Source organism: Vibrio sp. HI00D65 (genome assembly GCF_001635455.1).
GTDB lineage: Bacteria > Pseudomonadota > Gammaproteobacteria > Enterobacterales > Vibrionaceae > Vibrio.
In genome coordinates this window covers 1-24,874 of sequence record NZ_LWEH01000266.1, presented here as the reverse complement: position 1 = coordinate 24,874, position 24,874 = coordinate 1, and the positions used below count along the sequence as shown (strand labels likewise).

At 45.1% G+C, this 24,874-nt stretch carries 19 protein-coding genes, 5 tRNA genes and 1 rRNA gene; 6 read left to right on the top strand and 19 right to left on the bottom strand.

All coding sequences use genetic code 11. The features are described 5' to 3' along the window. A partial coding sequence (locus A3712_RS18620) for a D-2-hydroxyacid dehydrogenase (protein ID WP_063524633.1) occupies positions 1-789 on the top strand: 789 nt, incomplete at its 5' end. Then, positions 789-1,382, top strand: coding sequence for a uracil-DNA glycosylase family protein (locus tag A3712_RS18615; protein ID WP_063524632.1), 594 nt, complete (start codon positions 789-791; stop codon positions 1,380-1,382). The genes A3712_RS18620 and A3712_RS18615, both read left to right, overlap by 1 nt. A 106-nt stretch (positions 1,383-1,488) precedes the next feature. Here A3712_RS18615 and hemE read toward each other — a convergent pair whose 3' ends face one another. After that, on the bottom strand, positions 1,489-2,556 hold the full coding sequence (gene hemE / locus A3712_RS18610) for a uroporphyrinogen decarboxylase (protein WP_063524631.1): 1,068 nt from the start codon (positions 2,554-2,556) through the stop codon (positions 1,489-1,491). A gap of 302 nt (positions 2,557-2,858) precedes the next feature. After that, positions 2,859-3,668 carry an NAD(+) diphosphatase gene (gene nudC, locus A3712_RS18605; RefSeq protein ID WP_063524630.1) on the bottom strand — a complete coding sequence of 270 codons (810 nt, stop codon included), beginning with the start codon at positions 3,666-3,668 and terminating at the stop codon, positions 2,859-2,861. 165 nt (positions 3,669-3,833) lie between these two features. Here nudC and A3712_RS18600 point away from each other — a divergent pair, with 165 nt between their 5' ends. Beyond that, the gene (locus tag A3712_RS18600) at positions 3,834-4,331 is read left to right on the top strand and encodes an Rsd/AlgQ family anti-sigma factor (protein ID WP_063524629.1); all 498 of its coding nucleotides are present in this window, start codon (positions 3,834-3,836) and stop codon (positions 4,329-4,331) included. A 258-nt stretch (positions 4,332-4,589) separates the two neighbouring features. Here A3712_RS18600 and rpoC read toward each other — a convergent pair whose 3' ends face one another. From rpoC to A3712_RS18535, 13 genes are all read right to left on the bottom strand, one after another. After that, positions 4,590-8,792, bottom strand: a complete 4,203-nt coding sequence (gene rpoC, locus A3712_RS18595) for a DNA-directed RNA polymerase subunit beta' (RefSeq protein WP_063524628.1) — start codon at positions 8,790-8,792, stop codon at positions 4,590-4,592. Between the two features lie 92 nt (positions 8,793-8,884). Further along, positions 8,885-12,913: a DNA-directed RNA polymerase subunit beta gene (gene rpoB, locus A3712_RS18590; protein WP_063524627.1), complete on the bottom strand. Its 4,029-nt coding sequence runs from the start codon at positions 12,911-12,913 to the stop codon at positions 8,885-8,887. Between the two features lie 234 nt (positions 12,914-13,147). Beyond that, positions 13,148-13,516 carry a 50S ribosomal protein L7/L12 gene (rplL, locus tag A3712_RS18585; protein WP_063524626.1) on the bottom strand — a complete coding sequence of 123 codons (369 nt, stop codon included), beginning with the start codon at positions 13,514-13,516 and terminating at the stop codon, positions 13,148-13,150. Between the two features lie 57 nt (positions 13,517-13,573). Further along, positions 13,574-14,068, bottom strand: a complete 495-nt coding sequence (gene rplJ, locus A3712_RS18580; RefSeq protein WP_004737075.1) for a 50S ribosomal protein L10 — start codon at positions 14,066-14,068, stop codon at positions 13,574-13,576. 238 nt (positions 14,069-14,306) lie between these two features. Further along, positions 14,307-15,011 (bottom strand): 50S ribosomal protein L1, encoded by a 705-nt coding sequence (gene rplA, locus A3712_RS18575; RefSeq protein ID WP_063524625.1) that lies wholly within the window; start codon positions 15,009-15,011, stop codon positions 14,307-14,309. A 4-nt stretch (positions 15,012-15,015) separates the two neighbouring features. Continuing rightward, a complete protein-coding gene (gene rplK, locus A3712_RS18570) occupies positions 15,016-15,444 on the bottom strand; it encodes a 50S ribosomal protein L11 (protein WP_026084318.1) in 429 nt (142 codons plus the stop codon). Between the two features lie 212 nt (positions 15,445-15,656). Then, a complete protein-coding gene (gene nusG, locus A3712_RS18565; RefSeq protein WP_032549909.1) occupies positions 15,657-16,205 on the bottom strand; it encodes a transcription termination/antitermination protein NusG in 549 nt (182 codons plus the stop codon). A gap of 13 nt (positions 16,206-16,218) precedes the next feature. Beyond that, positions 16,219-16,596, bottom strand: a complete 378-nt coding sequence (gene secE / locus A3712_RS18560) for a preprotein translocase subunit SecE (RefSeq protein ID WP_004737071.1) — start codon at positions 16,594-16,596, stop codon at positions 16,219-16,221. 223 nt (positions 16,597-16,819) lie between these two features. Beyond that, complete coding sequence (gene tuf, locus A3712_RS18555; protein ID WP_063522888.1) at positions 16,820-18,004, bottom strand: elongation factor Tu; 1,185 nt, start codon at positions 18,002-18,004, stop codon at positions 16,820-16,822. Positions 18,005-18,098: 94 nt separating this feature from the next. After that, positions 18,099-18,174, bottom strand: a tRNA-Thr gene (locus tag A3712_RS18550). Positions 18,175-18,187: 13 nt separating this feature from the next. Next, positions 18,188-18,262 (bottom strand) — tRNA-Gly (locus tag A3712_RS18545). 39 nt (positions 18,263-18,301) lie between these two features. Continuing rightward, a tRNA-Tyr gene (locus A3712_RS18540) sits at positions 18,302-18,386 on the bottom strand. Between the two features lie 45 nt (positions 18,387-18,431). Further along, a tRNA-Thr gene (locus A3712_RS18535) sits at positions 18,432-18,507 on the bottom strand. A gap of 210 nt (positions 18,508-18,717) precedes the next feature. On the opposite strand from A3712_RS18535, the gene coaA reads away from it, so the two are divergent. Continuing rightward, complete coding sequence (coaA, locus tag A3712_RS18530) at positions 18,718-19,641, top strand: type I pantothenate kinase (RefSeq protein WP_063524624.1); 924 nt, start codon at positions 18,718-18,720, stop codon at positions 19,639-19,641. A gap of 7 nt (positions 19,642-19,648) precedes the next feature. Here the strand turns inward: coaA and birA are convergent, their stop codons facing one another. After that, positions 19,649-20,614, bottom strand: a complete 966-nt coding sequence (gene birA / locus A3712_RS18525) for a bifunctional biotin--[acetyl-CoA-carboxylase] ligase/biotin operon repressor BirA (protein WP_063524623.1) — start codon at positions 20,612-20,614, stop codon at positions 19,649-19,651. Further along, complete coding sequence (murB, locus tag A3712_RS18520) at positions 20,611-21,657, bottom strand: UDP-N-acetylmuramate dehydrogenase (protein WP_063524622.1); 1,047 nt, start codon at positions 21,655-21,657, stop codon at positions 20,611-20,613. Before murB ends, birA begins: the two co-directional genes overlap by 4 nt. A gap of 66 nt (positions 21,658-21,723) precedes the next feature. On the opposite strand from murB, the gene A3712_RS18515 reads away from it, so the two are divergent. Continuing rightward, positions 21,724-22,155 carry a GNAT family N-acetyltransferase gene (locus tag A3712_RS18515; protein ID WP_063524621.1) on the top strand — a complete coding sequence of 144 codons (432 nt, stop codon included), beginning with the start codon at positions 21,724-21,726 and terminating at the stop codon, positions 22,153-22,155. A gap of 91 nt (positions 22,156-22,246) precedes the next feature. After that, entirely contained in the window at positions 22,247-23,587 is a 1,341-nt protein-coding gene (pssA, locus tag A3712_RS18510) for a CDP-diacylglycerol--serine O-phosphatidyltransferase (RefSeq protein ID WP_063524620.1), read from the top strand. Between the two features lie 1,040 nt (positions 23,588-24,627). Here pssA and A3712_RS18505 read toward each other — a convergent pair. Then, positions 24,628-24,704: transfer RNA gene (locus A3712_RS18505), tRNA-Asp, on the bottom strand. Between the two features lie 80 nt (positions 24,705-24,784). After that, positions 24,785-24,874 (bottom strand): 5S ribosomal RNA (gene rrf / locus A3712_RS18500); the annotation flags it as partial.

The window sequence follows — 24,874 nt, the reverse complement described above, 5'->3', positions numbered from 1 at the left end:
CCCCTCATCGCTGATCGTCTGAATGAATTTACGCAGTTAGATTGGCTACAAAGTACCTACGCTGGTATCAATAAACTCACTCAGCCCAACCTGCGCCATGATTACACCCTAACTAACGTGAAAGGTATCTTCGGGCCAGCGATCGCAGAGTACGTACTAGGTTATACCATTAGTCACTTCAGACACTTTTTCCACTACCACCAGCAACAACAGCAACAAAATTGGCAACCTCAGCTTTATACTAGCCTTACCGATAAAACCATGGTGGTTTTAGGTACGGGTTCAATTGGCAGTCATCTAGCGCAAGCCGCATCAGCCTTTGGTATTCACACCATAGGAGTCAATCGCACAGGCATTCCCCCAAAGCACGAAGCCTTTAAAGATACTTTCCACATCAATGAACTAGAGGCGGCTCTCAAGCAAGCGGACATTGTGGTCAACACGTTACCTTCAACCGCTGAAACCTATCAACTACTCAACCAAACGACCCTTGGCTACTGCTCTAACGTACTGCTGTTCAATGTTGGGCGAGGCGAAAGCATCGATCACAAAGCGCTGTTATTGGCGATTAAAAACCGTTGGGTTGAGCATGCATTCCTTGATGTGTTTGAACATGAGCCTCTTTCTCAAGATCACCCTTTCTGGAAACTGCCACAAGTCACTATTACACCGCACATTGCCGCACTCAGTGAACCGAGACAGGTGGTCGAGATCTTCGCAGAGAACTACAAGCAGTGGCGAGATGGATTTACCCTAAACCATGTCATCGACTTTGATAAAGGTTACTGATGAGCTCACCATTACTCACCGAGATAAGAAAGTGCCGAGCTTGTGAACCCCACCTTTCACATGGTGCTAACCCGGTTATCCAAGCCCACCCAAATGCACGCTTGCTAATCATTGGGCAAGCGCCAGGTATCAAAGTGCATAAATCCTCCATCCCGTGGAATGACGCCAGTGGCGAGCGATTAAGAGAATGGCTAGGGATAGACAGCGATACCTTTTATGACGAACAAAAGGTCGCGATTGTACCTATGGGTTTCTGCTACCCAGGTAAAGGGAAGAGTGGTGATCTGCCACCACGCAAGGAGTGTGCAGAGCTCTGGCATAAGAAAGTATTGCAGTCACTGCCAAATGTTCAAATGACACTTTTGATTGGGCAGTATGCGCAAAACTATTACTTGAAAGAAAAAGCCACCAAGACACTGACAGAGACTGTCAAAAACTGGCAGGTTTGGGCACCAGAGTTTTTACCACTTCCCCACCCTTCACCACGCAATAATATTTGGCTCAAGAAGAACTCATGGTTTGAAAGTGAGGTTATTCCTTACATACGCAAGCACATCTCAGAGCATTTGGCCTACCATGATCCAAATGCCTAATGAGCTGCACACAGCCGAAATTAAACGAGTATAGAATTACCAATCTGAAGGCAATAAAAAAGCGCTACCAGTTACCCAGCAGCGCTTTCAATTATCTTACTCAGAATTACTTATGGTAAGGCTTAGACAGTTCGTGAACAGCGTCAACGAACACACCAGCGTTTTCTGGCGGCACATCTAAGTGAATACCGTGGCCTAGGTTAAATACGTGGCCAGTACCAGCATCACCAAAGCCTTCAAGGATAATCGATACCTCTTCACGGATACGCTCTGGAGAAGCGTAAAGCATTGAAGGATCCATGTTACCTTGCAGAGCAACCTTATCACCCACGCGCTTAACTGCGTCTTGGATGTTGATAGTCCAGTCTAGGCCAACTGCATCACAGCCCGTTGCTGCGATCTGCTCTAGCCACATGCCACCGTTCTTAGTGAATAGTGTTACTGGTACACGACGACCATCGTTTTCACGGATTAGACCATCAACGATTTTGTGCATGTATTGCAGTGAGAATAGGTTGTAATCACGAGGAGTCAGTACACCACCCCATGTATCAAATACCATTACCGATTGAGCACCCGCTTTGATTTGCGCGTTTAGGTATTCGATAACGCTGTCTGCTAGCTTATCTAGAAGTAAGTGCAGCGTTTGTGGTTCTGCGTACATCATCTTCTTGATCTTAGTGAATGCTTTAGAGCTTCCACCTTCAACCATGTAAGTCGCTAGAGTCCATGGACTACCAGAGAAACCAATCAATGGAACGTCGCCGTTCAAATCTTTGCGGATCTGACGTACTGCGTTCATTACGTATTGCAGCTCACCTTCTGGATCTGGCAGGCCAATTTTTTCTACGTCAGCTTTACACGTGATAGGACGCTCAAACTTAGGACCTTCACCTGTCTCAAAGTACAAACCTAGGCCCATAGCATCAGGGATCGTTAGGATGTCAGAGAACAAGATTGCCGCATCAAGCGGGAAACGACGTAAAGGTTGAAGGGTTACTTCTGATGCAAGTTCCGCGTTTTTGCACAAAGACATGAAGTCGCCTGCTTCTGCACGGGTAGCTTTGTACTCTGGAAGATAGCGGCCAGCTTGGCGCATCATCCATACCGGTGTGTAATCAACAGGCTGCTTTAAAAGTGCGCGTAAATAGCGATCGTTCTTTAATTCGGTCATTCCGTTAAATTCCAATTCAATCTTGTCTAGTTTTGATGGCAAGTATTCTAACACTGATTGAGGGGTAAAAGCTGTGTGCTTTGCAACCTAGATCAAGTTATTAACTTTTAAATCAATGCTTAATTTGCACCCAATTAAGGGAGCATGTTAAAAATTTGTTCGCTAGCGAAAATTACAATTATAACACCTGAGTAGTCACTACTCAGCATCTCATAACGACATCTTACTTACCCCCTCCACTTGTGGAGGTTTTTTTTAGCTTTTGCCCCCCCCCCCATAGGCCAAATACTATTACAGGCGACTTAGTGCTCCAACGCTTGTTCAGCGGCCCCCGCTTTAACCACGTCATCAACGGTTTTCTCTATCAGCTGTCTCGCAATGGTGCCCACTGGAGCCACATCTGGCAGAGTCGTCACATCAAACCATTGCGCGTCGGATAGCTCGCTATAATCTGGCTTGAGCGTACCACCAGCATAGTCAGCAAGAAAGCCCATCATCATGCTCGACGGGAATGCCCAAGGTTGGCTGCCAAAATAGCGAATGTTGCCCACATCAATCCCTGTCTCTTCTTTGACTTCGCGTGCTACACACTGTTCTAAGGTCTCTCCGACCTCTAAGAAGCCCGCTATAACGGTATACATGCCAGTTTTATGCCTTGGATGCTGCGCGAGTAATATCTTGTTGTCGTTGCGAACAGCGACAATGATGCATGGGAAAATACGCGGGTAATGCAGAGTACGACAGTCTCCACACTGCATAGCCACTTGATTGTGATTTAGGTGATTGCGGCCACCGCACTGCGGGCAGAAACGCATGCTCTGTGTCATATGACCATATTGGATGGCTTTACTTGCAGTAAGAAAACTCGATTCTGGCCAGTGTAATAACTCTCTTAGGTTGACCATCGTCAGCTCTGCCTCAACGTCACAGTAGTTCAACCAATAAACTTTGCGGCCTTGATGCTGATTAATACAGATTGCATGCTCAACACTCAGTCCTAGCTCGTCGGCAGAGCCGAAAGGAAACTGATCATTATTAACCCAAATATCACTACCGGAAACGACGCACCAGTAAGCTTGCTCTGTCATTTTCTTATCACTTTTTTTTAACATCCCTATGCCTCATTGCTTGCAGTTCGTTCATTTTACTGGCAATCTAATTTCATACTAGAGTTGTGGCAGAGAATATTTCAAGCTATTACTTTTAGTAGATATCGTTAAATGGATCCTGCTTAGGCAATTTCAATGATCACAAGGTTGTGATCAGATCATGAGGACATGGTCATGCTAAATAAATTTAAACAAATACAAGAACAATGGGGTGGCTCAAGCGACGTCATCGATCATTGGCTCGAAACTCGACAAGCTCTCATCGTCGAATATTGCAAGCTAGGTGCCTTGCAGCCAGCTAGCAACGGGCAATCAAACGTTGTTGAACTCCCTTCTCCTAAAGAAATCAGCTCATTCTGCGATCATGTTGTCGATTATATCTCAGAAGGCCATTTTAAGATCTACGATATGGTCATGAAGAAATGGCAAGCAACAGGCTTTAAAACCAATGACGAGATTGATGCAACTTACGCGAAGATCGTACTCACAACCGAGCCACTTATAGAGTTTAATGATAAGTACGTTAAAGTCAGTGCAAACGATGAATTGCCTAACTTCGAGGGAGATATGTCGAAAGTAGGTGAACTACTCGAAGTACGTTTTGAAGTAGAAGATACTCTTATTCAGCTTATTGCAGATAGTTTAGCGATTCCACCAGGCGCTTAGTTAACTTAACCCTTAATAAGCTTGCCTCTGTGCAAGCTTTTTGTTTTGCCTAAAGCTCCCCTACCCACTCAACTCTGTTGAAGCCCAAGTAACACCACCAATCAGTATCCACGACACCTCCACGATTACCCTCTCGCCACCAATGCTCGTGATTCACCGGCTAGCATAAGTAAAGCACGCAGGAATCCACATACCAATAACCTAAACGCCAGATACAAAAAAGGCACCCAAAGGTGCCTTTTTCTTATCTCTAAGAGATTACTCTTCTGAAGAGAAACCTGCATTTAGAAGTGCTGCAAGGTTGTCAGTAGCTTGTTCAGCTGATGGACCTTCCTGCTCTTCTTCACGCTTAGCTTGACGCTCTTGATGGTATGCGAAGCCAGTACCAGCTGGGATCAGACGACCAACAATTACGTTCTCTTTCAGACCGCGAAGGTCATCACGCTTACCAGAAACCGCAGCTTCTGTTAGTACGCGAGTCGTTTCTTGGAACGATGCAGCTGAGATGAATGACTCAGTTGCAAGAGATGCTTTAGTAATACCTAGTAGATCACGCTCGAAACGTACTAGTTCTTTACCTTCAGCTTCTAGCTTACGGTTAGCAATCTTCACGTTGTGGTACTCAACTTGTTCACCAGGTAGGAACTGAGAGTCACCAGAATGTGTGATTGTACACTTACGTAGCATTTGACGAACGATAGTCTCAATGTGCTTATCGTTAATCTTAACGCCTTGTAAGCGGTAAACTTCTTGAACTTCGTTCGCGATGTACTGAGTTACTGCGTGGATACCACGTAGACGCAGGATATCGTGTGGAGTTTCAGGACCGTCGGCGATTACATCACCACGTTCAATCTTCTCACCTTCGAACACGTTCAATTGACGATGCTTAGGAATCATCTCCTCGTAAGTGTCACCACCTTCACGAGTGATTACTAGACGACGCTTACCTTTCGTTTCTTTACCAAACGACACAGTACCTGTGTGCTCAGCAAGGATCGCAGGCTCTTTAGGCTTACGAGCTTCGAATAGGTCTGCTACGCGTGGTAGACCACCGGTGATATCTTTGTTACCGCCAGATTTCTGAGGGATACGAGATAGTGTGTCACCAATACCAACTTCAGCGCCATCTTCAATGTTCACAATCGCTTTACCAGGTAGGAAGTAGTGAGCTGGCATTTCAGTACCAGGGATCATTACATCGTTACCTTGCTCGTCAACAAGTTTGATAGCTGGACGCATATCTTTACCTGCTGCTGGACGAGCCGCTGCGTCTGTAACTTCAGAAGAAGAAAGACCAGTTAGATCATCCGTTTGACGGGAAACAGTTACGCCATCGATCATATCAACGAACTGGATGCGACCTGCCACTTCAGTGATGATTGGCATAGTGTGCGCTTCCCAGTTAGCAACAACTTCGCCGGCTTCTACTGCGTCGTTGTCCGCTTTGCTCAGTACAGAACCGTAAGGAAGTTTGTGCTTCTCTTTAGTACGACCGAACTCATCAACAATCGTCATCTCAGATGCACGAGAGGTGATAACCAGCTTCTTATCTTTGTTGATTACGAACTTAGCGTTGTGAAGTTTAACAGTACCAGTTGTCTTAGCTTGGATGCTGTTCTCTGCTGCTGCAGTAGATGCCGCACCACCGATGTGGAACGTACGCATCGTTAGCTGTGTACCCGGCTCACCGATAGATTGTGCAGCGATAACACCAACTGCTTCACCTTGGTTCACTAGGTGACCACGTGCTAGGTCACGACCGTAACACTGTGCACAACAACCGAAGTCTGCATCACAGGTAACAACAGAACGCACTTTCATGCGGTCTACAGAGTTGTCTTCCATGATCTGACACCACTTCTCATCAATCAGAGTGTTACGTGGGATCAGTACATCTTCAGTACCAGGCTTAAGAACGTCTTCAGCTACTACACGACCTAGAGCAAGCTCAGAAAGTGCAACTTTAACGTCACCACCTTCGATGTGAGGCATCATGTCGATACCTTCGTGCGTGCCACAGTCATGTTCGTGAACTACAACGTCTTGAGCAACGTCAACTAGACGACGAGTTAGGTAACCCGAGTTCGCTGTTTTCAGTGCTGTATCCGCAAGACCCTTACGAGCACCGTGCGTTGAGATAAAGTACTGAAGGACGTTTAGACCTTCTTTAAAGTTCGCTGTGATCGGCGTTTCGATGATTGAACCATCTGGACGCGCCATCAGACCACGCATACCTGCTAGCTGACGAATCTGAGCTGCAGAACCACGAGCGCCCGAGTCGGCCATCATGTAGATGCTGTTGAATGATTCTTGCTGTTCTTCTTCGCCGTCACGGTTGATAACTGTTTCAGAAGATAGGTTATCCATCATCGCTTTCGCAACGCGGTCATTCGTAGATGCCCAGATATCGATAACTTTGTTGTAACGCTCACCCGCAGTAACAAGACCAGATTGGAATTGCTCTTGGATTTCACGAACTTCTTCTTCAGCAGATTCAATTTCATCGTATTTCGCTTGAGGTACAACCATATCGTCGATACCTACAGAAACACCTGAAAGTGCAGCGTATGCAAAACCTGCGTACATGATTTGGTCAGCGAATACTACTGTGTCCTTAAGACCAAGCTTACGGTACGCTTCGTTAAGTAGGGTAGAAATTTGCTTCTTACCTAGCTTTTGGTTAACGATGCTGTACGGTAGGCCAGCTGGAACGATTTGCCATAGCATTGCACGGCCAACTGTTGTATCAACCAGCTTCGTTTCAGTAGTGCTGTTACCATCTTCGTCTACTACGGTCTCAGTGATACGAACTTTAACGCGAGCGTGTAGCTCAGCAGTATTAGTACGGTATGCCTTCTCAGCCTCTTCAGGGCCAGCAAGATACATACCTTCGCCTTTCACGTTGATCTTTTCACGAGTCATGTAGTAAAGACCCAATACAACGTCCTGAGAAGGTACGATGATCGGATCACCTGACGCTGGCGACAGAATGTTGTTTGTCGACATCATCAGAGTACGTGCTTCAAGCTGTGCTTCTAGAGTTAGAGGCACGTGTACCGCCATTTGGTCACCATCGAAGTCGGCGTTGTATGCCGCACACACTAGTGGGTGAAGCTGAATCGCTTTACCTTCGATTAGTACTGGTTCAAACGCTTGGATACCTAGACGGTGAAGTGTAGGTGCACGGTTAAGCAGTACTGGGTGTTCGCGAATTACTTCGTCTAGGATATCCCAAACGATAGCTTCTTCGCGCTCTACCATCTTCTTAGCAGCTTTGATTGTCGTAGCCATGCCACGAGTCTCTAGCTTGCTGTAGATGAACGGCTTAAATAGCTCAAGTGCCATCTTCTTAGGAAGACCACACTGATGTAGACGAAGGTATGGACCTACTGTGATTACAGAACGGCCAGAGTAGTCTACACGTTTACCTAGAAGGTTCTGACGGAAACGACCTTGCTTACCCTTGATCATATCAGCAAGAGATTTCAGAGGACGCTTGTTCGAACCTGTGATTGCACGACCGCGACGACCATTATCTAGAAGGGCATCAACAGACTCTTGCAGCATACGCTTTTCGTTACGTACGATGATGTCCGGAGCAGCTAGCTCTAGAAGACGCTTCAAACGGTTGTTACGGTTGATAACACGACGGTAAAGGTCGTTCAGATCTGAAGTCGCAAAACGACCGCCATCTAGAGGTACTAGAGGACGTAGATCTGGCGGAAGAACCGGAAGTACAGTCAGAATCATCCATTGCGGATCGTTACCCGATGCAATGAACGCTTCAACTAGTTTCAGGCGCTTAGTGATCTTCTTACGCTTAGTTTCAGAGTTGGTTGTTTCCAACTCTTCGCGCATTTCTTCCACTTCTTGATGAAGGTCCATTGTTGCAAGCAAATCTTTGATCGCTTCTGCACCCATCTTAGCAGTGAATTCATCACCCCACTCTTCTAGACGATCCAGATACTCTTCTTCAGTAAGCATCTGAGATTTCTCCAGATCAGTCATACCTGGTTCAGTTACTACGTACATTTCGAAGTAAAGAACACGCTCGATATCACGTAGAGGGATATCCATTAGTAGACCGATACGAGACGGTAGCGATTTTAGGAACCAGATGTGAGCAACTGGTGAAGCAAGCTCGATGTGGCCCATACGGTCACGACGAACTTTAGTTTGTGTAACTTCTACGCCACACTTCTCACAGATAACACCACGGTGTTTCAGACGCTTGTATTTACCACAAAGACACTCGTAGTCTTTAACTGGACCAAAAATACGCGCACAGAACAGACCATCGCGTTCAGGTTTGAACGTACGATAGTTGATCGTTTCAGGTTTTTTAACTTCACCGAAAGACCATGAACGGATCATGTCCGGTGAAGACAGACCGATTTTGATTGCATCAAATTCTTCGGTCTTATGCTGCGCTTTTAGAAAGTTTAATAAGTCTTTCACAATCAGCTCCTGTAAGGAGTTAAAAGGGGCTCACCCGCAAAAGTGAGCACCTTCAACCAAATAATCTCTTTTCTCTAGAAAGAAAGAAGGGATTACTCTTCGTCTTCTAGCTCGATGTTGATACCTAGCGAGCGAATCTCTTTCAACAGTACGTTGAACGACTCTGGCATGCCAGGTTCCATGCTGTGGTTGCCATCTACGATGTTCTTGTACATCTTAGTACGGCCGTTAACGTCATCCGACTTAACTGTTAGCATTTCTTGAAGCGTGTAAGCAGCACCGTATGCTTCTAGTGCCCATACTTCCATCTCACCGAAACGCTGACCACCGAACTGAGCTTTACCACCAAGTGGTTGCTGAGTTACTAGGCTGTACGAACCAGTAGAACGAGCGTGCATCTTGTCATCAACAAGGTGGTTCAGTTTCAGCATGTACATGTAACCTACAGTTACAGGACGCTCAAACGAGTCACCAGTACGACCATCAAACAGTTTAAGCTGACCAGATTCTGGCAGATCACCCAGTTTAAGTAGTTCTTTGATTAACGTTTCAGAAGCACCATCGAACACAGGAGTAGCAATCGGTAGACCGCCACGTAGGTTCTTGATCAGTGTACGAACTTGATCATCAGACAGTTCAGCAATATCAACTTTCTGACGAGTATCACCAAGATCATAAACCTTCTGTAGGAACTCACGGAACTTATGAAGTTCTTGCTGTTCCTTAACCATTTGGTTGATCTTGTCACCGATACCTTTCGCTGCCAGACCTAAGTGTACTTCTAGGATCTGACCGATGTTCATACGCGATGGTACACCCAGTGGGTTAAGTACGATGTCTACAGGCTGACCTTTCTCATCGTATGGCATGTCTTCAACAGGGTTAATCTTAGAGATTACACCTTTGTTACCGTGACGACCCGCCATCTTATCACCAGGCTGGATACGACGTTTAACCGCTAGGTAAACTTTAACAATCTTAAGAACGCCAGGCGCTAGATCATCACCTTGAGTGATCTTACGACGCTTAGTTTCAAACTTCTTATCGAAGTCTGCTTTTAGCTCGTCCCACTGCTCAGCAAGTTGCTCAAGCTGTGTTTGTAGCGCATCGTCTTCTAGAACTTGCTCTAGCCATTGCTTACGACCGATCGTATCAAGCTTAGCTTCAGAGTAACCACCAGACAGAAGTACAGCTTTAACTCGATTAAGAAGGCCACCCTCAAGAATTTGGAACTCTTCAGTTAGGTCTTTCTTAGCTTCTTTAAGCTGCATCTGCTCGATTTCAAGTGCACGCTTGTCTTTCTCTACGCCATCGCGAGTGAAGACTTGTACATCGATGATAGTACCCGAAACAGAGTTTGGTACACGTAGAGAAGTATCTTTAACATCAGATGCTTTCTCACCGAAGATTGCACGTAGTAGCTTCTCCTCAGGAGTCAGTTGAGTTTCACCTTTAGGTGTTACTTTACCAACTAGGATGTCACCACCCTTAACTTCAGCACCAATGTAAACGATACCTGACTCGTCTAGTTTAGACAGAGCAGACTCGCCTACGTTTGGAATATCCGCTGTGATCTCTTCAGAGCCCAGCTTAGTATCACGAGCCACACAAGATAGTTCTTGGATGTGGATAGTCGTGAAACGGTCTTCTTGAACTACGCGCTCAGATACTAAGATCGAGTCTTCGAAGTTGTAACCGTTCCAAGGCATGAACGCGATACGCATGTTTTGACCAAGTGCTAGCTCACCAAGGTCTGTTGAAGGACCGTCAGCTAGTACGTCGCCACGTGATACAGGTTCACCCGGTAGCACTGTAGGACGTTGGTTGATACATGTGTTCTGGTTTGAACGCGTGTACTTAGTTAGGTTGTAGATGTCGATACCAGCTTCGCCAGGTACTAGCTCATCTTCGTTAACCTTAACTACGATACGAGAAGCGTCAACAGACTGAATCATACCGCCACGTTTAGCAACCGCTGTAACACCAGAGTCAACTGCGATGTTACGTTCAATACCAGTACCTACTAGAGGCTTATCAGCCTTAAGTGTTGGTACCGCTTGACGTTGCATGTTCGCCCCCATCAATGCACGGTTCGCATCATCGTGTTCTAGGAACGGGATAAGCGATGCAGCGATAGATACTACTTGGTTTGTCGCAACGTCCATGTAGTCAACGTGGTCGCGCGGGTGAAGACCAGATTCACCTTTTTGACGAGCAGTGATTAGCTCATCTGCGAACGTACCTTCTTCAGTAAGAACGGTGTTCGCCTGCGCGATTACAAATTGACCTTCTTGGATTGCAGACAGGTAATCAACTTCGTCTGTTACTACGCCATCTACTACACGACGGTACGGAGTTTCTAGGAAACCGTAATCGTTACAACGTGCAAATGCAGATAGTGAGTTAATTAGACCGATGTTTGGACCTTCAGGCGTTTCGATCGGACATAGACGACCGTAGTGAGTTACGTGAACGTCACGTACTTCGAAGCCTGCGCGCTCACGAGTAAGACCACCAGGACCTAAAGCAGAGATACGACGCTTGTGCGTAACTTCTGACAATGGGTTGTTTTGGTCCATGAACTGTGAAAGCTGTGAAGAGCCAAAGAATTCTTTAACTGCAGCAGAGATAGGCTTAGCGTTGATTAGATCTTGAGGCATGATTGCATCAAGGTCACCAAGGCTTAGACGCTCTTTAACGGCACGTTCTACACGAACTAGACCAACACGGAATTGGTTTTCTGCCATTTCACCTACAGAACGGATACGACGGTTGCCAAGGTGGTCGATATCGTCCACTTCGCCTTTACCGTTACGGATGCCGATCAGTTTCTTCATCACTTCAATGATGTCTGATTCATCCAGAGTACCACGCTCTTCTTCTTCTTCACGCTCGATAGAACTGTTGAACTTCATACGGCCAACAGTTGATAGGTCGTAGCGTTCTTCTGAGAAGAATAGGCTTTCGAATAGAGACTCTGCAGCTTCTTTCGTTGGTGGCTCGCCAGGACGCATCATACGGTAGATTTCTACCAATGCAGAGATGCGATCTACTGTGCTATCTGCACGTAGAGTGTCTGACATGAATGGACCATGGTCTAGGTCATTCGTGAACAGTACTTCTAGAGCTTTGTGACCTGCTTGAGATAGGTTAGCAAGTGCCTCTAGGCTGATCTCTTGGTTCGCGCCAACGATGATCTCGCCAGTTGCTTCGTTGATGTAATCTTTAGATGCAACTTTACCAACGATGTACTCTACAGGTACTTCGATGTGCTCAACGCCATCTTTCTCAAGTTGACGGATGTGGCGAGCAGTAACACGACGACCAGTCTCAACGTAAACTTTACCGTTTGCTTCGATGTCGAATGACGCAGTTTCACCACGTAGACGATCAGGAACCAACTCCATAAGAAGAGTTTGGTCTTTCACTTCGAAGTTCACCTTGTCGAAGAACAGATCTAGGATCTCTTCAGTTGACTTACCTAGTGCACGAAGGATGATTGAAGCTGGTAGCTTACGACGACGGTCGATACGTACGAATAAGTTATCCTTAGGATCGAACTCAAAGTCTAACCATGAGCCACGGTAAGGAATTACACGTGCGTTATAAAGAACTTTACCAGATGAGTGGGTCTTACCCTTATCACTGTCGAAGAACACGCCTGGGCTTCGGTGCAGCTGGGATACGATAACCCTCTCGGTACCATTAATTACGAAAGTACCATTGTCAGTCATAAGCGGAATTTCGCCCATGTAGACTTCTTGTTCTTTAATGTCTTTTACAGTACCTGCTGGCGCATCTCGATCAAAGATAACTAGACGTAGTTTAACGCGTAGTGGCTTTGAGTAAGTTACACCACGGATTTGACATTCTTTAACATCAAAAACTGGCTCACCAAGACGGTAGCTAACGTATTGCAGCTCAGAATTGCCGTTGTAGCTCTGAATTGGGAATACAGAACGAAAAGCAGCCTCAAGACCGTATTGACCTTCTGGATCCTGTTCGATGAATTTATCGAAGGAATCAAGCTGGATCGATAACAGGTATGGAATGTCCAAAACTTGTGGACGAGTACCAAAGTCCTTACGGATGCGCTTTTTCTCGGTATAAGAGTAAACCATGGGGTTCCTCAGCTCGCTGATAAGTGACCCAAACTACCCAAAACACTCCTCGGAGGGGGTAGTGACTAACAGCTGTTTAATGTAGTGAACAATCATATCGAAAACATGACTGTTTTTTTGCTCAGGTTATGACGCTTAAACAGCGGAAAATTCGTCATAGCCCTACAGCGCAAAAAGGCCGGTGGTCAAATAACCACCAGCCATTAGCCTTACGGCTAAGAAATTAAGTAATAATTACTTAACTTCAACAGAAGCGCCAGCTTCTTCTAGCTGTGCTTTAAGAGCTTCAGCTTCAGCTTTGTCAACGCCTTCTTTTAGAGGTGCTGGAGCTGAGTCTACAAGACCTTTAGCTTCTTTAAGACCTAGGCCAGTTGCGCCACGTACAGCTTTGATAACTTGTACTTTGTTAGAACCAGCAGAAGTTAGGATAACGTCGAATTCAGTTTGCTCAGCAGCAGCTTCGCCGCCAGCAGCGCCACCAGCTACAACTGCAGCAGCAGCTGATACGCCGAATTTCTCTTCCATAGCTTCGATAAGCTCAACAACTTGCATTACAGACATTTCTGCAACTGCGTCTAGGATTTGCTCGTTAGTAATAGACATAACAATTCTCTTTTAAGTCAACAATAAGTTTAATTTGCAACCAGTGAAAAGCAAGGCTTAAGCCGCTGCTTCTTCTTTTTGGTCACGTAGTGCAGCGATAGTACGAACCAGCTTGCCAGCAGAAGCTTCTTTCATGCACATCATTAGGCGTGCGATAGCTTCGTCGTAAGTTGGTAGTGTCGCTAGTACTTCAGCATCAGTAACTGCGCCTTCAAATGCAGCAGCTTTGATCTCGAAATCTTTGTTCTCTTTAGCGAAGTCTTTGAAAAGACGCGCTGCAGCACCTGGGTGCTCGTTAGAGAACGCGATCAGAGTTGGACCAGTGAAAGTGTCAGTTAGACACTCGTAGTCTGTACCCTGAACCGCACGGCGTGCTAGTGTGTTACGAACAACTTTCATGTAAACACCCGCTTCGCGAGCTTGTTTACGTAGAGAAGTCATTGCGCCAACTTCAACGCCACGAGAATCAGCTACAACTGCAGAAAGTGCACCATTAGCTGCTTCGTTGACTTCAGCAACAATTGCTTTTTTGTCTTGAAGATTTAAAGCCATTTGGATTAACCTCTGGTTGTGATTACAGCACCCATCACAGTGTGTAATGAGCGTTTACGATGCTAATAGATATGTATAACTTCATTTAAATTAGGCACCGCCTACGTAGGTTTTATTAAGCTGTAGCTCCGAAAAGTACAGCGCCTACGGTCTTGGGATAGATAATTTGAATTGCTTCAAATCACCCAACCACAAATATTAGGCGCAGAAGTATACACTAAATCTGCGCCTAAGCAAATTAGTTTGCTTGAGTGTTCAGGCTAGCCTGATCAACAGCAACACCAGCACCCATAGTAGTAGAGATGCTTACTTTCTTCAGGAAAGTACCTTTCGCTGAAGAAGGCTTAGCTTTCTTAAGAGCAACTAGAAGAGCTTCTAGGTTCTCTTGAAGCTGGTTAGCTTCGAAAGATGCTTTGCCGATAGTAGTGTGGATGATGCCGTTCTTGTCGTTACGGTAACGAACCTGACCAGCTTTAGCGTTCTTAACAGCTTCAACAACGTTAGGAGTTACAGTACCAACTTTAGGGTTTGGCATAAGGCCGCGTGGACCTAGGATAGTACCTAGTTGACCAACAACACGCATTGCATCTGGAGAAGCAACAACTACGTCGAAGTTCATTTCGCCTTTCTTCACTTGCTCAGCAAGATCTTCCATACCAACAACATCTGCGCCAGCTTCTTTAGCTGCTTCTGCGTTTGCACCTTGAGTGAACACAGCAACGCGGATTTCACGGCCAGTACCGTGAGGTAGCACAGTTGCGCCACGTACGTTTTGGTCAGATTTACGAGCATCGATGCCTAGGTTAACAGCAACGTCTACAGACTCAACGAATTTAGCAGTAGCTAGTTCTTTAAGAAGTGCAACAGCTTCGTTGATTTCGTATTCTTTAGTCGCGTCAACTTTGTCGCGGATTACGCGCATACGCTTAGTAAGTTTTGCCATCTTATTAACCCTCTACCACTAGGCCCATTGAACGAGCAGTACCAGCGATTGAACGCTTCATTGCTTCGATGTCAGCACCAGTCATATCAGCAGCTTTAGTTTCTGCGATTTCTTGGATTTGAGCGTCAGTTACAGTACCCACTTTTTCAGTGTTTGGACGACCAGAACCAGACTTAACGCCAGCAGCTTTCTTAAGAAGAACAGCAGCAGGTGGAGTCTTAGTTACGAACGTGAAAGAACGGTCGTTGTATACAGTAATAACTACTGGAGTCGGTAGACCTTTCTCAACAGATTCTGTTTTTGCGTTGAACGCTTTACAGAATTCCATGATGTTAACACCATGTTGACCTAGAGCAGGACCAACCGGTGGCGACGGGTTTGCCATACCAGCTGCAACTTGCAGTTTGATATAAGCTTCAACTTTCTTAGCCATGATATTTCCTAATATTTGGGTACATACGCTAGCCGTAAGGCAAGCTCCCCATAAATTCAATTAACGCTTTTTACTTCCATAGAAGCAAAAAGGCGCGAAATTATAATCATAATTCGCGCCTTTAACAACCCTAAAAAGGTGATTTTTTATACTCTTTTATTTTGAACAAGTTGCTAATAAGTTATCCACAACTTAGTTCAATTAATCGAGTCTTAGTCCAGTTTTTCAACCTGACCAAATTCAAGCTCAACCGGTGTTGCACGACCAAAGATCGATACAGATACCTTAATGCGGCTCTTCTCGTAATCTACTTCTTCAACAGTACCGTTGAAGTCAGCAAATGGACCATCGTTAACACGAACCACTTCACCGGCTTCGAACATCGTCTTAGGACGTGGAGCTTCGCTCGCTTTCTCTAGACGGTTCAAGATAGCATCAGCTTCTTTATCAGTGATTGGTGCTGGACGATCAGAGGTACCACCAATGAAGCCCATAACACGCGGAATGCTGCGTACTAAGTGCCATGATTCATCATTCATGATCATTTGAACTAATACGTAGCCAGGGAAGAATTTACGTTCACTTTTACGACGTTGTCCAGCACGCATTTCCACTACTTCTTCAGTAGGTACTAGCACATCGCCAAATAGTTCTTCCATGTTGTGCATTTTAATATGCTCGCGTAGCGATTGTGCAACACGACCTTCAAAACCAGAAAAGGCTTGAACTACATACCAACGTTTTTTTGGAGCTTCACTCATGAATCAGAACCCTCTACACCCCAGTCGCTAGAGAAACTAAACGGACCATAATGCCGTCAATTCCCCAAAGCACTAGAGACATAACAATACATACAGCTAAAACGATCAATGTAGTTTGCATAGTTTCTTGGCGAGTAGGCCAAACCACTTTACGAATCTCCATGCGAGATTCTTTTGCAAAATCGATCGCAGCTTTACCTTTAGTTGTTGTTGCTGCAACGCCTAGTGCGGCAGCAATCAGCACAACTACACCTGCAGCGCGAATTACAACAGACAATTCACCATACAGGTAATTACCCACAACAGCAGCGGCTAACAGTACAAAAGCGACTACCCACTTCATTGTATCTGCTGCACTTGAGCTATCAGGAGTTTCAGCGTTTGCTTTCATAAAACCAACCTGTGATAAGTCTTAAATATAGACGACAATAACCCCGCTGTTGCAGGGCACATTCCTTTGCGTTGCAGAACAACACATCTAACAGTCATTTTAGTCAAAAAGACTGTTTAATTCTTTGCTAAGAGCTGAAATTGATGCCAATTCGCTCAACTCTTTTTTTAGCGCAGAAAAAGGGCATCAAATGATGCCCTTTTTACTAGTGGTTCGTCAAATCTTATGCAAAGATTTTAGCTACAACACCAGCACCTACAGTACGACCACCTTCACGGATAGCGAAACGTAGGCCTTCGTCCATTGCGATTGGAGCGATTAGCTCAACAGTCATTTGAACGTTGTCACCTGGCATTACCATTTCTACGCCTTCTGGTAGAGTGATATCGCCTGTTACGTCAGTTGTACGGAAGTAGAACTGTGGACGGTAACCTTTGAAGAAAGGAGTGTGACGGCCGCCTTCGTCTTTAGAAAGTACGTATACTTCAGACTCGAACTTAGTGTGTGGGTTGATAGAACCTTTAGCAGATAATACTTGGCCACGTTCAACTTCGTCACGCTTAGTACCACGTAGAAGTGCACCAACGTTCTCACCTGCACGACCTTCATCAAGCAGCTTACGGAACATTTCAACACCAGTACAAGTAGTAAGAGTAGTCTCTTTGATACCAACGATTTCTACTTCGTCACCTACACGTAGGATACCACGCTCGATACGACCAGTTACAACAGTACCACGACCTTGGATCGAGAACACGTCTTCGATTGGTAGTAGGAACGGTTGGTCAACTGCACGCTCTGGCTCAGGGATGTAAGAATCTAGTGCTTCTGCAAGCTCGACGATCTTATCTTCCCACTGCTTCTCGCCGTTTAGTGCGCCAAGTGCAGAACCTTGGATAACTGGTAGGTCATCACCTGGGAAGTCGTACTCAGAAAGAAGTTCACGAACTTCCATTTCTACTAGCTCAAGTAGCTCTTCGTCATCAACCATGTCACATTTGTTCATGAATACGATGATGTAAGGGATACCAACTTGACGACCAAGTAGGATGTGCTCACGAGTTTGAGGCATTGGGCCGTCAGTCGCAGCAACAACTAGGATACCACCGTCCATTTGTGCAGCACCAGTGATCATGTTTTTAACATAATCCGCGTGTCCTGGACAGTCTACGTGTGCGTAGTGACGAGTTGGAGTGTCGTACTCAACGTGAGAAGTTGCGATTGTGATACCGCGCTCACGCTCTTCTGGAGCGTTATCGATAGATGCGAAGTCTTTCGCTTCACCACCGTACACTTTAGAAAGTGTAGTACAGATAGCAGCAGTTAGAGTTGTTTTACCGTGGTCAACGTGGCCGATAGTACCAACGTTTACGTGCGGTTTCGTACGTTCAAATTTTTCTTTAGACATGGGGTGTCCCTCTAGGTACGGATTAGGTGGCTTAAAATAAGACCACGCAACCAAAAAAATGGTTTTCTTTATTAAAGGAGAAGAAGCTTTAGACTGGTGCTAATACCCAGAGTCGAACTGGGGACCTCACCCTTACCAAGGGTGCGCTCTACCGACTGAGCTATATCAGCACACAAAATGAGTTGGAGCGTGCAGCGGGAATCGAACCCGCATCATCAGCTTGGAAGGCTGAGGTAATAGCCATTATACGATGCACGCAACACGTAACTCTGTTTGAGCTATTTAACCTTTAGAATATGGTGGAGAGGGACGGATTCGAACCATCGAAGGCAGTGCCAACAGATTTACAGTCTGCTCCCTTTGGCCACTCGGGAACCTCTCCAAATTTTTGAGCTTTCTCTCACTTGCCTTAAAGGAAGGGAGAAAGTGGTGCCGACTACCGGAATCGAACTGGTGACCTACTGATTACAAGTCAGTTGCTCTACCTACTGAGCTAAGTCGGCACAAGTGGGGCGCATTTTATTGAATGATTTTCCACCTTGCAATAGCAAATTGAAAAAAAGTGCAAAATTCTCTGCCCAAACTCCGACATACGACTATTTCGCTCAAGGTTTCCGTCTTTAACCCGCATCTAGTACAGGAAGATATTTTATTTATCTATCGCTTGATGTATTTTCCATGCACTTGTTTTGTTATCCACTATAGAGTTTTGTATGAGCCCATTCATGTCATTTGACCGTACACATTGGTCTGAACTAAGGAATTTAGTTCCGATGACACTTTCTGAAAGCGACTTAAAAGAGCTTCAAGGCATCAATGAAAAGCTCACCATGGAAGAAGCTGTAGAGATCTACCTGCCGCTTTCTCGTCTATTGAACCTCTATGTGGCAGCCAGACAGAACCGCAATTCAGTACTTCATCAATTTCTTGATAAAAAAGAGAAAGCGCCACCATTCATTATTGGTATTGCTGGCAGTGTTGCAGTGGGAAAAAGTACAACTGCGCGTCTACTTAAGGCCCTGCTCTCTCGTTGGGAAAACCACCCAAAAGTTGAGCTCGTCACCACTGACGGTTTCTTATATCCAAATGAAGTATTGGAAGAGAAAGGCTTGATGAGTAAGAAAGGCTTCCCTGAGTCTTACGATATCAAGCGTTTGGTGAAATTTGTCTCTGACGTTAAAGCGTGTAAGAGAAACGTCACTGCGCCAGTTTACTCGCATCTAACCTACAACATTACTGATGATGTTAAGTGTGTTGACCTACCTGACGTGTTGATCATTGAAGGCCTAAACGTCTTGCAGAGTGGAATGAACTACCCACACGAGCCACACCGTGTGTTCATTTCTGACTTCCTGGACTTTTCACTCTATGTGGATGCAGACAGCCAGCAAATCAAAGAGTGGTATATCAACCGCTTTATGAAGTTTAGAGAAGGGGCATTTACCAAGCCAGGTTCTTACTTTAGTCATTACACTAAATTATCGAACCAAGCGGCATTGGATAAAGCAGAAGGGATCTGGAGTTCAATCAATGGGTTGAACCTAGAGAAGAACATCCTTCCAACCAGAGAGCGAGCGCACCTAATCCTACGAAAAGGTGCAGATCACATGGTTGAAGAAGTATTACTAAGAAAATAGGAAGGTCTTAACTACCCTTCCTAAGTGAGATTTCACCGCCGATATAACTTTCGATACCATTATCAGTTTTGAGTAATACAGCCCCCTGCTCATCAATACCTTGCACGACCCCTTCAATTTCTCTAGGTCCAATAATCAGCTTCACATTGCGACCTAAGAAATTATCCAAGCGATTCCAACGCTCAACAAAGTTCGACATCCCTTTCATTTCATAATCAACCAGTGCTTTGTCCCAAGCGTTAATCAGAGATTGTGCAAGCTGATTACGATCAGGCACCTGACCATCACACACTTCTTTAAGTGAGGTCCATGGTTGACCAATACCAGAAGTTGAAGGGTCCATTGAAAGATTAAGCCCTAAACCAATGACAATATGGGCGGCACCACCTGATTGCCCAGACAGTTCAACTAAGATACCCGCAAGTTTCTTATCGTTATGGTAAAGGTCATTAGGCCATTTGAGCTTCACGCCTTCAACGCCCATCTCTTCCAGAGCCTCAACAACCGCAACGCCGACAACAAGGCTTAGGCCCATCGCAGCTGCCATCCCAGCATCGAGTCTCCAGTACATAGAAAGGTATAGGTTGGCTCCAAATGGTGACACCCACTCCCTGCCACGACGACCGCGACCAGAGGCTTGGTATTCAGCAACACAAACCGAGCCAGATTCTAACTCATTGGTGCGCTCCAATAAGTGTTGGTTGGTTGAACCTATAATAGAGATAAGCTCAAGAGAGGCGTTGCTGTTGGCAGCAGATAGTCGCTCATGATCTAACATGTCTAATCGATTCGCTAGCTTGTAGCCTTTACCTTGTACACGATAGATATCCAAACCCCACTCTTGAATACCCTTGATGTGCTTGCTTATAGCGGCTCGAGATACGCCAATCACTTCACCGAGGTCTTCGCCAGAATGAAACTCACCATCAGCAAGGCATTTTAACAGTGCTAGCTTGGTGCTGTGCTCTCTCATACTAGCGCCTCCAAAGCCTTATCGAGATTTGTCTCGCCGTCTCTTCCCATAAAGCGAACCTCATGTTCTAGGCGAATATCGAACTTATCTAACACAGCCTGACGAACTCGGTCTGCTAGCTTGAGCACATCCACTGCCGTCGCCTCATCATAGTTGATGATCACAAGTGCTTGATTCGGATGAACTTGAGCACCACCTTGATTAACACCTTTAAACTGACATTGATCGATCAGCCAACCAGCAGCGACTTTGATCATATCGTTACTCTCGTAACCTACAATCGTCGGATATTCTGCCTGCAAGCGATCAAAGTGATCCTTGCTGATCACCGGGTTTTTGAAGAAGCTACCAGCATTACCTTGAACAGCAGGGTCTGGCAGTTTGCTCGAGCGGATAGCACATACTTCATTAAATATCGTTTGAGGAGAAAGTGTCTCTTCAGGCAGGCTTTTCAAGGGACCATAATGATTACATGGCTGCCATACTTTCGGTAAAGTTAAGCCAATCGCGACCACAATAGCTTTGCCGTAAAGGGCGTGCTTAAAAATCGAATCTCGATAACCAAAGAGACACTCCTCTTTGCTTAATCGCTTAACTGTATAAGAATCCAGACAAAGAATATCGACGTATTCACACACGTCCTGTAACTCAACACCATAAGCACCGATGTTTTGAATTGGAGCAGAGCCGGAACAACCTGGAATCATTGCTAAGTTTTCTAAACCACCGAGACCTTGCTCAACAGCCCACTTAACTAAGCTTGGCCAATCCTCACCACCATTAACATGAAGTAATTGATGACTATCCGACTCCGTTAAAGTAATACCAGACAACTGGTTGATAATGACAAGGCCTGCAAAATGCTCAGTGAAAAGCATGTTACTGCCCTTCCCTAGCATCAGCTTAGGTGTAGATTGCCATTTAGGGTCCTGATAAACCGAGACCAACTCGTCAATCGTGGTCACTTCAACCAAAGCATCACAGCTTTGATCAATAGAAAAGGTATGAACGTTTTTTAAACTAGCATTGAGATGGAATTGCATGGCGATATTCAATTAACTTACACTGCGTTCATTCTACAGCAGATAAACCAGTGGCGCAGTGACTGAATGAACAATGTCATCATTACTCAATTAGACCCAGTAAAGGTTCCCCTTGTTAAACGCTTCTATAAAGAACATTACCCAACAGGGAAAGCTAATAAAAGTGAGCTAATTTATTCTCTCTTAGTTGATGACGAACTTTGTGGTGTCGTCCGTTTCCGTACTATAGAAGACTCGCGCTTACTGACAGGCATGGCGATCTCGAAGCAACATCGCGGTAAACAGTTAGGTTCCCAACTAATGGACTACTGTGCAAGACATACACTCACAGAGAACGATTACTGCTTTGCCTATGCGCACCTCTCGAGCTTTTACGGTCGACACCAATTTATCCAGATCGATCCGAAACAGCTACCGAACGCCTTACGGGGTTTATATGAGCGTTATTCAAATAGCGGGAAAGATCTCATTCCTATGCAATATCAGCAAAATTGTTAGAGAATGCCTCGATTATCTAGTATTTGGGGCTGTGCCTTTGGTAAAATTAAAGGCTCGCAATTTTGCATATTTTTAAGGTAAAACAGTCAATATGATTGCCAGTAGGAATCCATTCATACAATTGCCAACCATAGCGCAGAATCCTGACAAGTTTGAAGTACTACTATCAGCGCAAGAGTTTCGAATTCGCCTTCTTGATGAGATATCTCGTGCAACGACCCGCATTAGCTTAGTTGCTTTATATCTTGAAGATGATGAGGCTGGCCGTGAGATCCTAACTGCCTTATATGACGCAAAACAAAAGAATCCAGATCTAGATGTGAGCGTTTGTGTTGATTGGCATAGAGCTCAACGCGGATTGATTGGTGCAGAGTCTTCTGAAGGCAATGCAGCCATGTACAAAGAGTTTGCTGAAAAATATAAGCACTCAGTCCCTGTCTATGGCATTCCTGTTCGCGGTAAAGAAGTCTTCGGTGTGTTGCACTTAAAGGGCTTTATCGTTGATGACAGCGTGATCTACAGTGGTGCAAGCCTTAACAACATCTACCTGAACTATCACGACCGTTACCGTTTTGACCGCTACCATGTTTTAAACAACGCAGCACTGGCAGACTCAATGTTTGCCTACGTTCATGAGCAAATGATCTCTGACAGTGCTGTGTACGACTTAGCAGACAAGAATAAGCCAGCAACTAAAGAGCTAAAGCCAGCAATCCGCCAGTTCCGTGCATCTCTAGCCAGATCTCAGTACCAATTTGATGGTCAGGAAGTTTCACCAGAGCAAGTTGCCGTAACACCGCTAGTAGGCATTGGCAAACGACGTAATCGTCTTAACCAAGGCATTAATCAACTGGTCGCTCAGGCTAAAGACGAAATCTTCATTTGTACCCCTTACTTTAACTTCCCTCCTAGCCTAGCTAAAGAAGTAAAGAAGGCGCTTAAGCGTGGTGTAAAGGTCAGCATTATTGTTGGTGACAAAACGGCTAACGACTTCTTCATCTCTCCAGAAGAAGAGTTTAAAACGATTGGTGGCTTGCCATATCTTTATGAGATGAACTTACGTCGCTTCGCTAAAGCGAATGAAGCTCATATAGCCAGCCGTAATCTATCGATTCAACTTTGGCGACACGACTCTAACAGCTTCCACCTGAAAGGCATTTGGATCGATAAACGCTACATGCTACTTACCGGTAATAACCTAAACCCAAGAGCCTGGAAATTAGACCTAGAGAACGGCATCTTTATCCAAGACAACTATCACCACCTAACTGACAAGTTCCAAGCTGAAGTAGATAACATTCTTCAACACACTCAGCTTATTTGTACTTATAAGCAGTTAGACAAGGTAGATAGCTACCCAGAAGAAGTTCAAAAGCTTATTCGCAAGATCACGCGAGTGAAAGCTGACAGAGTTCTTAAACAAATACTCTAGTGAACATACTCAAGATATGATTTACCAACGCCTAGCAAACGCTAGGCGTTTTTGTATTTATAAGTACTAGATTATCCATTGAAGCCACTAAGTAGTTATAAGTGAGGCTTCAACAGGCCCTCTATCTTCTGTCTAAGGGGGAAATAAGTGTTGGGGACAGCAGAGCTATAGTCGTATTCGGTCAGACCGGGACTATGGACAACATACTCTTAACATAAATCACTTCGATGTCAGTACTCTCAAACATAGTGGCTAAATAGCTCATTCAATACTCACACATGTAATTAAGGATTTCGCGTCTGTTGAATACCACCGAAGAGCTTAAGTTACACATGACTTCGGTAGGAAAGCATCAAGATTCCGTACTGCTTTTTTATCGGACAAAAACTAGCGGCGTACCACCCCAGATAGGTCTCAGTAATAGTAATGAACCTAACCCTGCCAAGTCGTAGGTTAGGCTTCACAATAAGAAACAAAGCGGTTCTATCGACCACATTGACGAACAAATCCTAGCTTTAAACAAGAGAACGATTTGGATAAATAACGATGCACCTATAGTTCAGGGGTAACTTGAACCAAATAGGGTGAAACTTGTTAATTAACGAATAAAAGACCATTACCGAGAAACGGCGAACGCCTAGTAGTAAGACTAGACCTTCTGATAATGACGAAAGGCTGGCACACCTAGTTCGGTAGCTCGATAATGGGCAAACGTTTAAGAGGCTCTCTCTACCAAATGCGAATACAGAGATTCAAATGTAAAAAGAGCCCAGCAGTTATGCTTGGGCTGAGTATAAATGTCTGAACTGGTATACCATCTGACTCGCAGACAAGCGGTGCCGATTGCTAGAAGATCAAATTATCGAACCCTAGAAACGACGAAAGCCTAGTCGTAAGACTAGGCTTTCTAAAAGGTGTGATGTAGTTGAGTTATCATTCTACCTATTTACCAATCGGTTACTAAATATAGCCAGATACAGCATACATTTTTGATAGATGTAAAAAAGCCCTGCTATTTCTAGCAGGGCTTTTATAATAAGTGGCGGAGTGGACGGGACTCGAACCCGCGACCCCCGGCGTGACAGGCCGGTATTCTAACCAACTGAACTACCACTCCGCAGTGGACTACTTGTCGTCGCTGACAAGTCGTTCATAACACTTTTGTCTTCACTTTTGAAAAGTGAAAATAAATTTGGAGCCTGGCGATGTCCTACTCTCACATGGGGAAGCCCCACACTACCATCGGCGCTATTGTGTTTCACTTCTGAGTTCGGCATGGAATCAGGT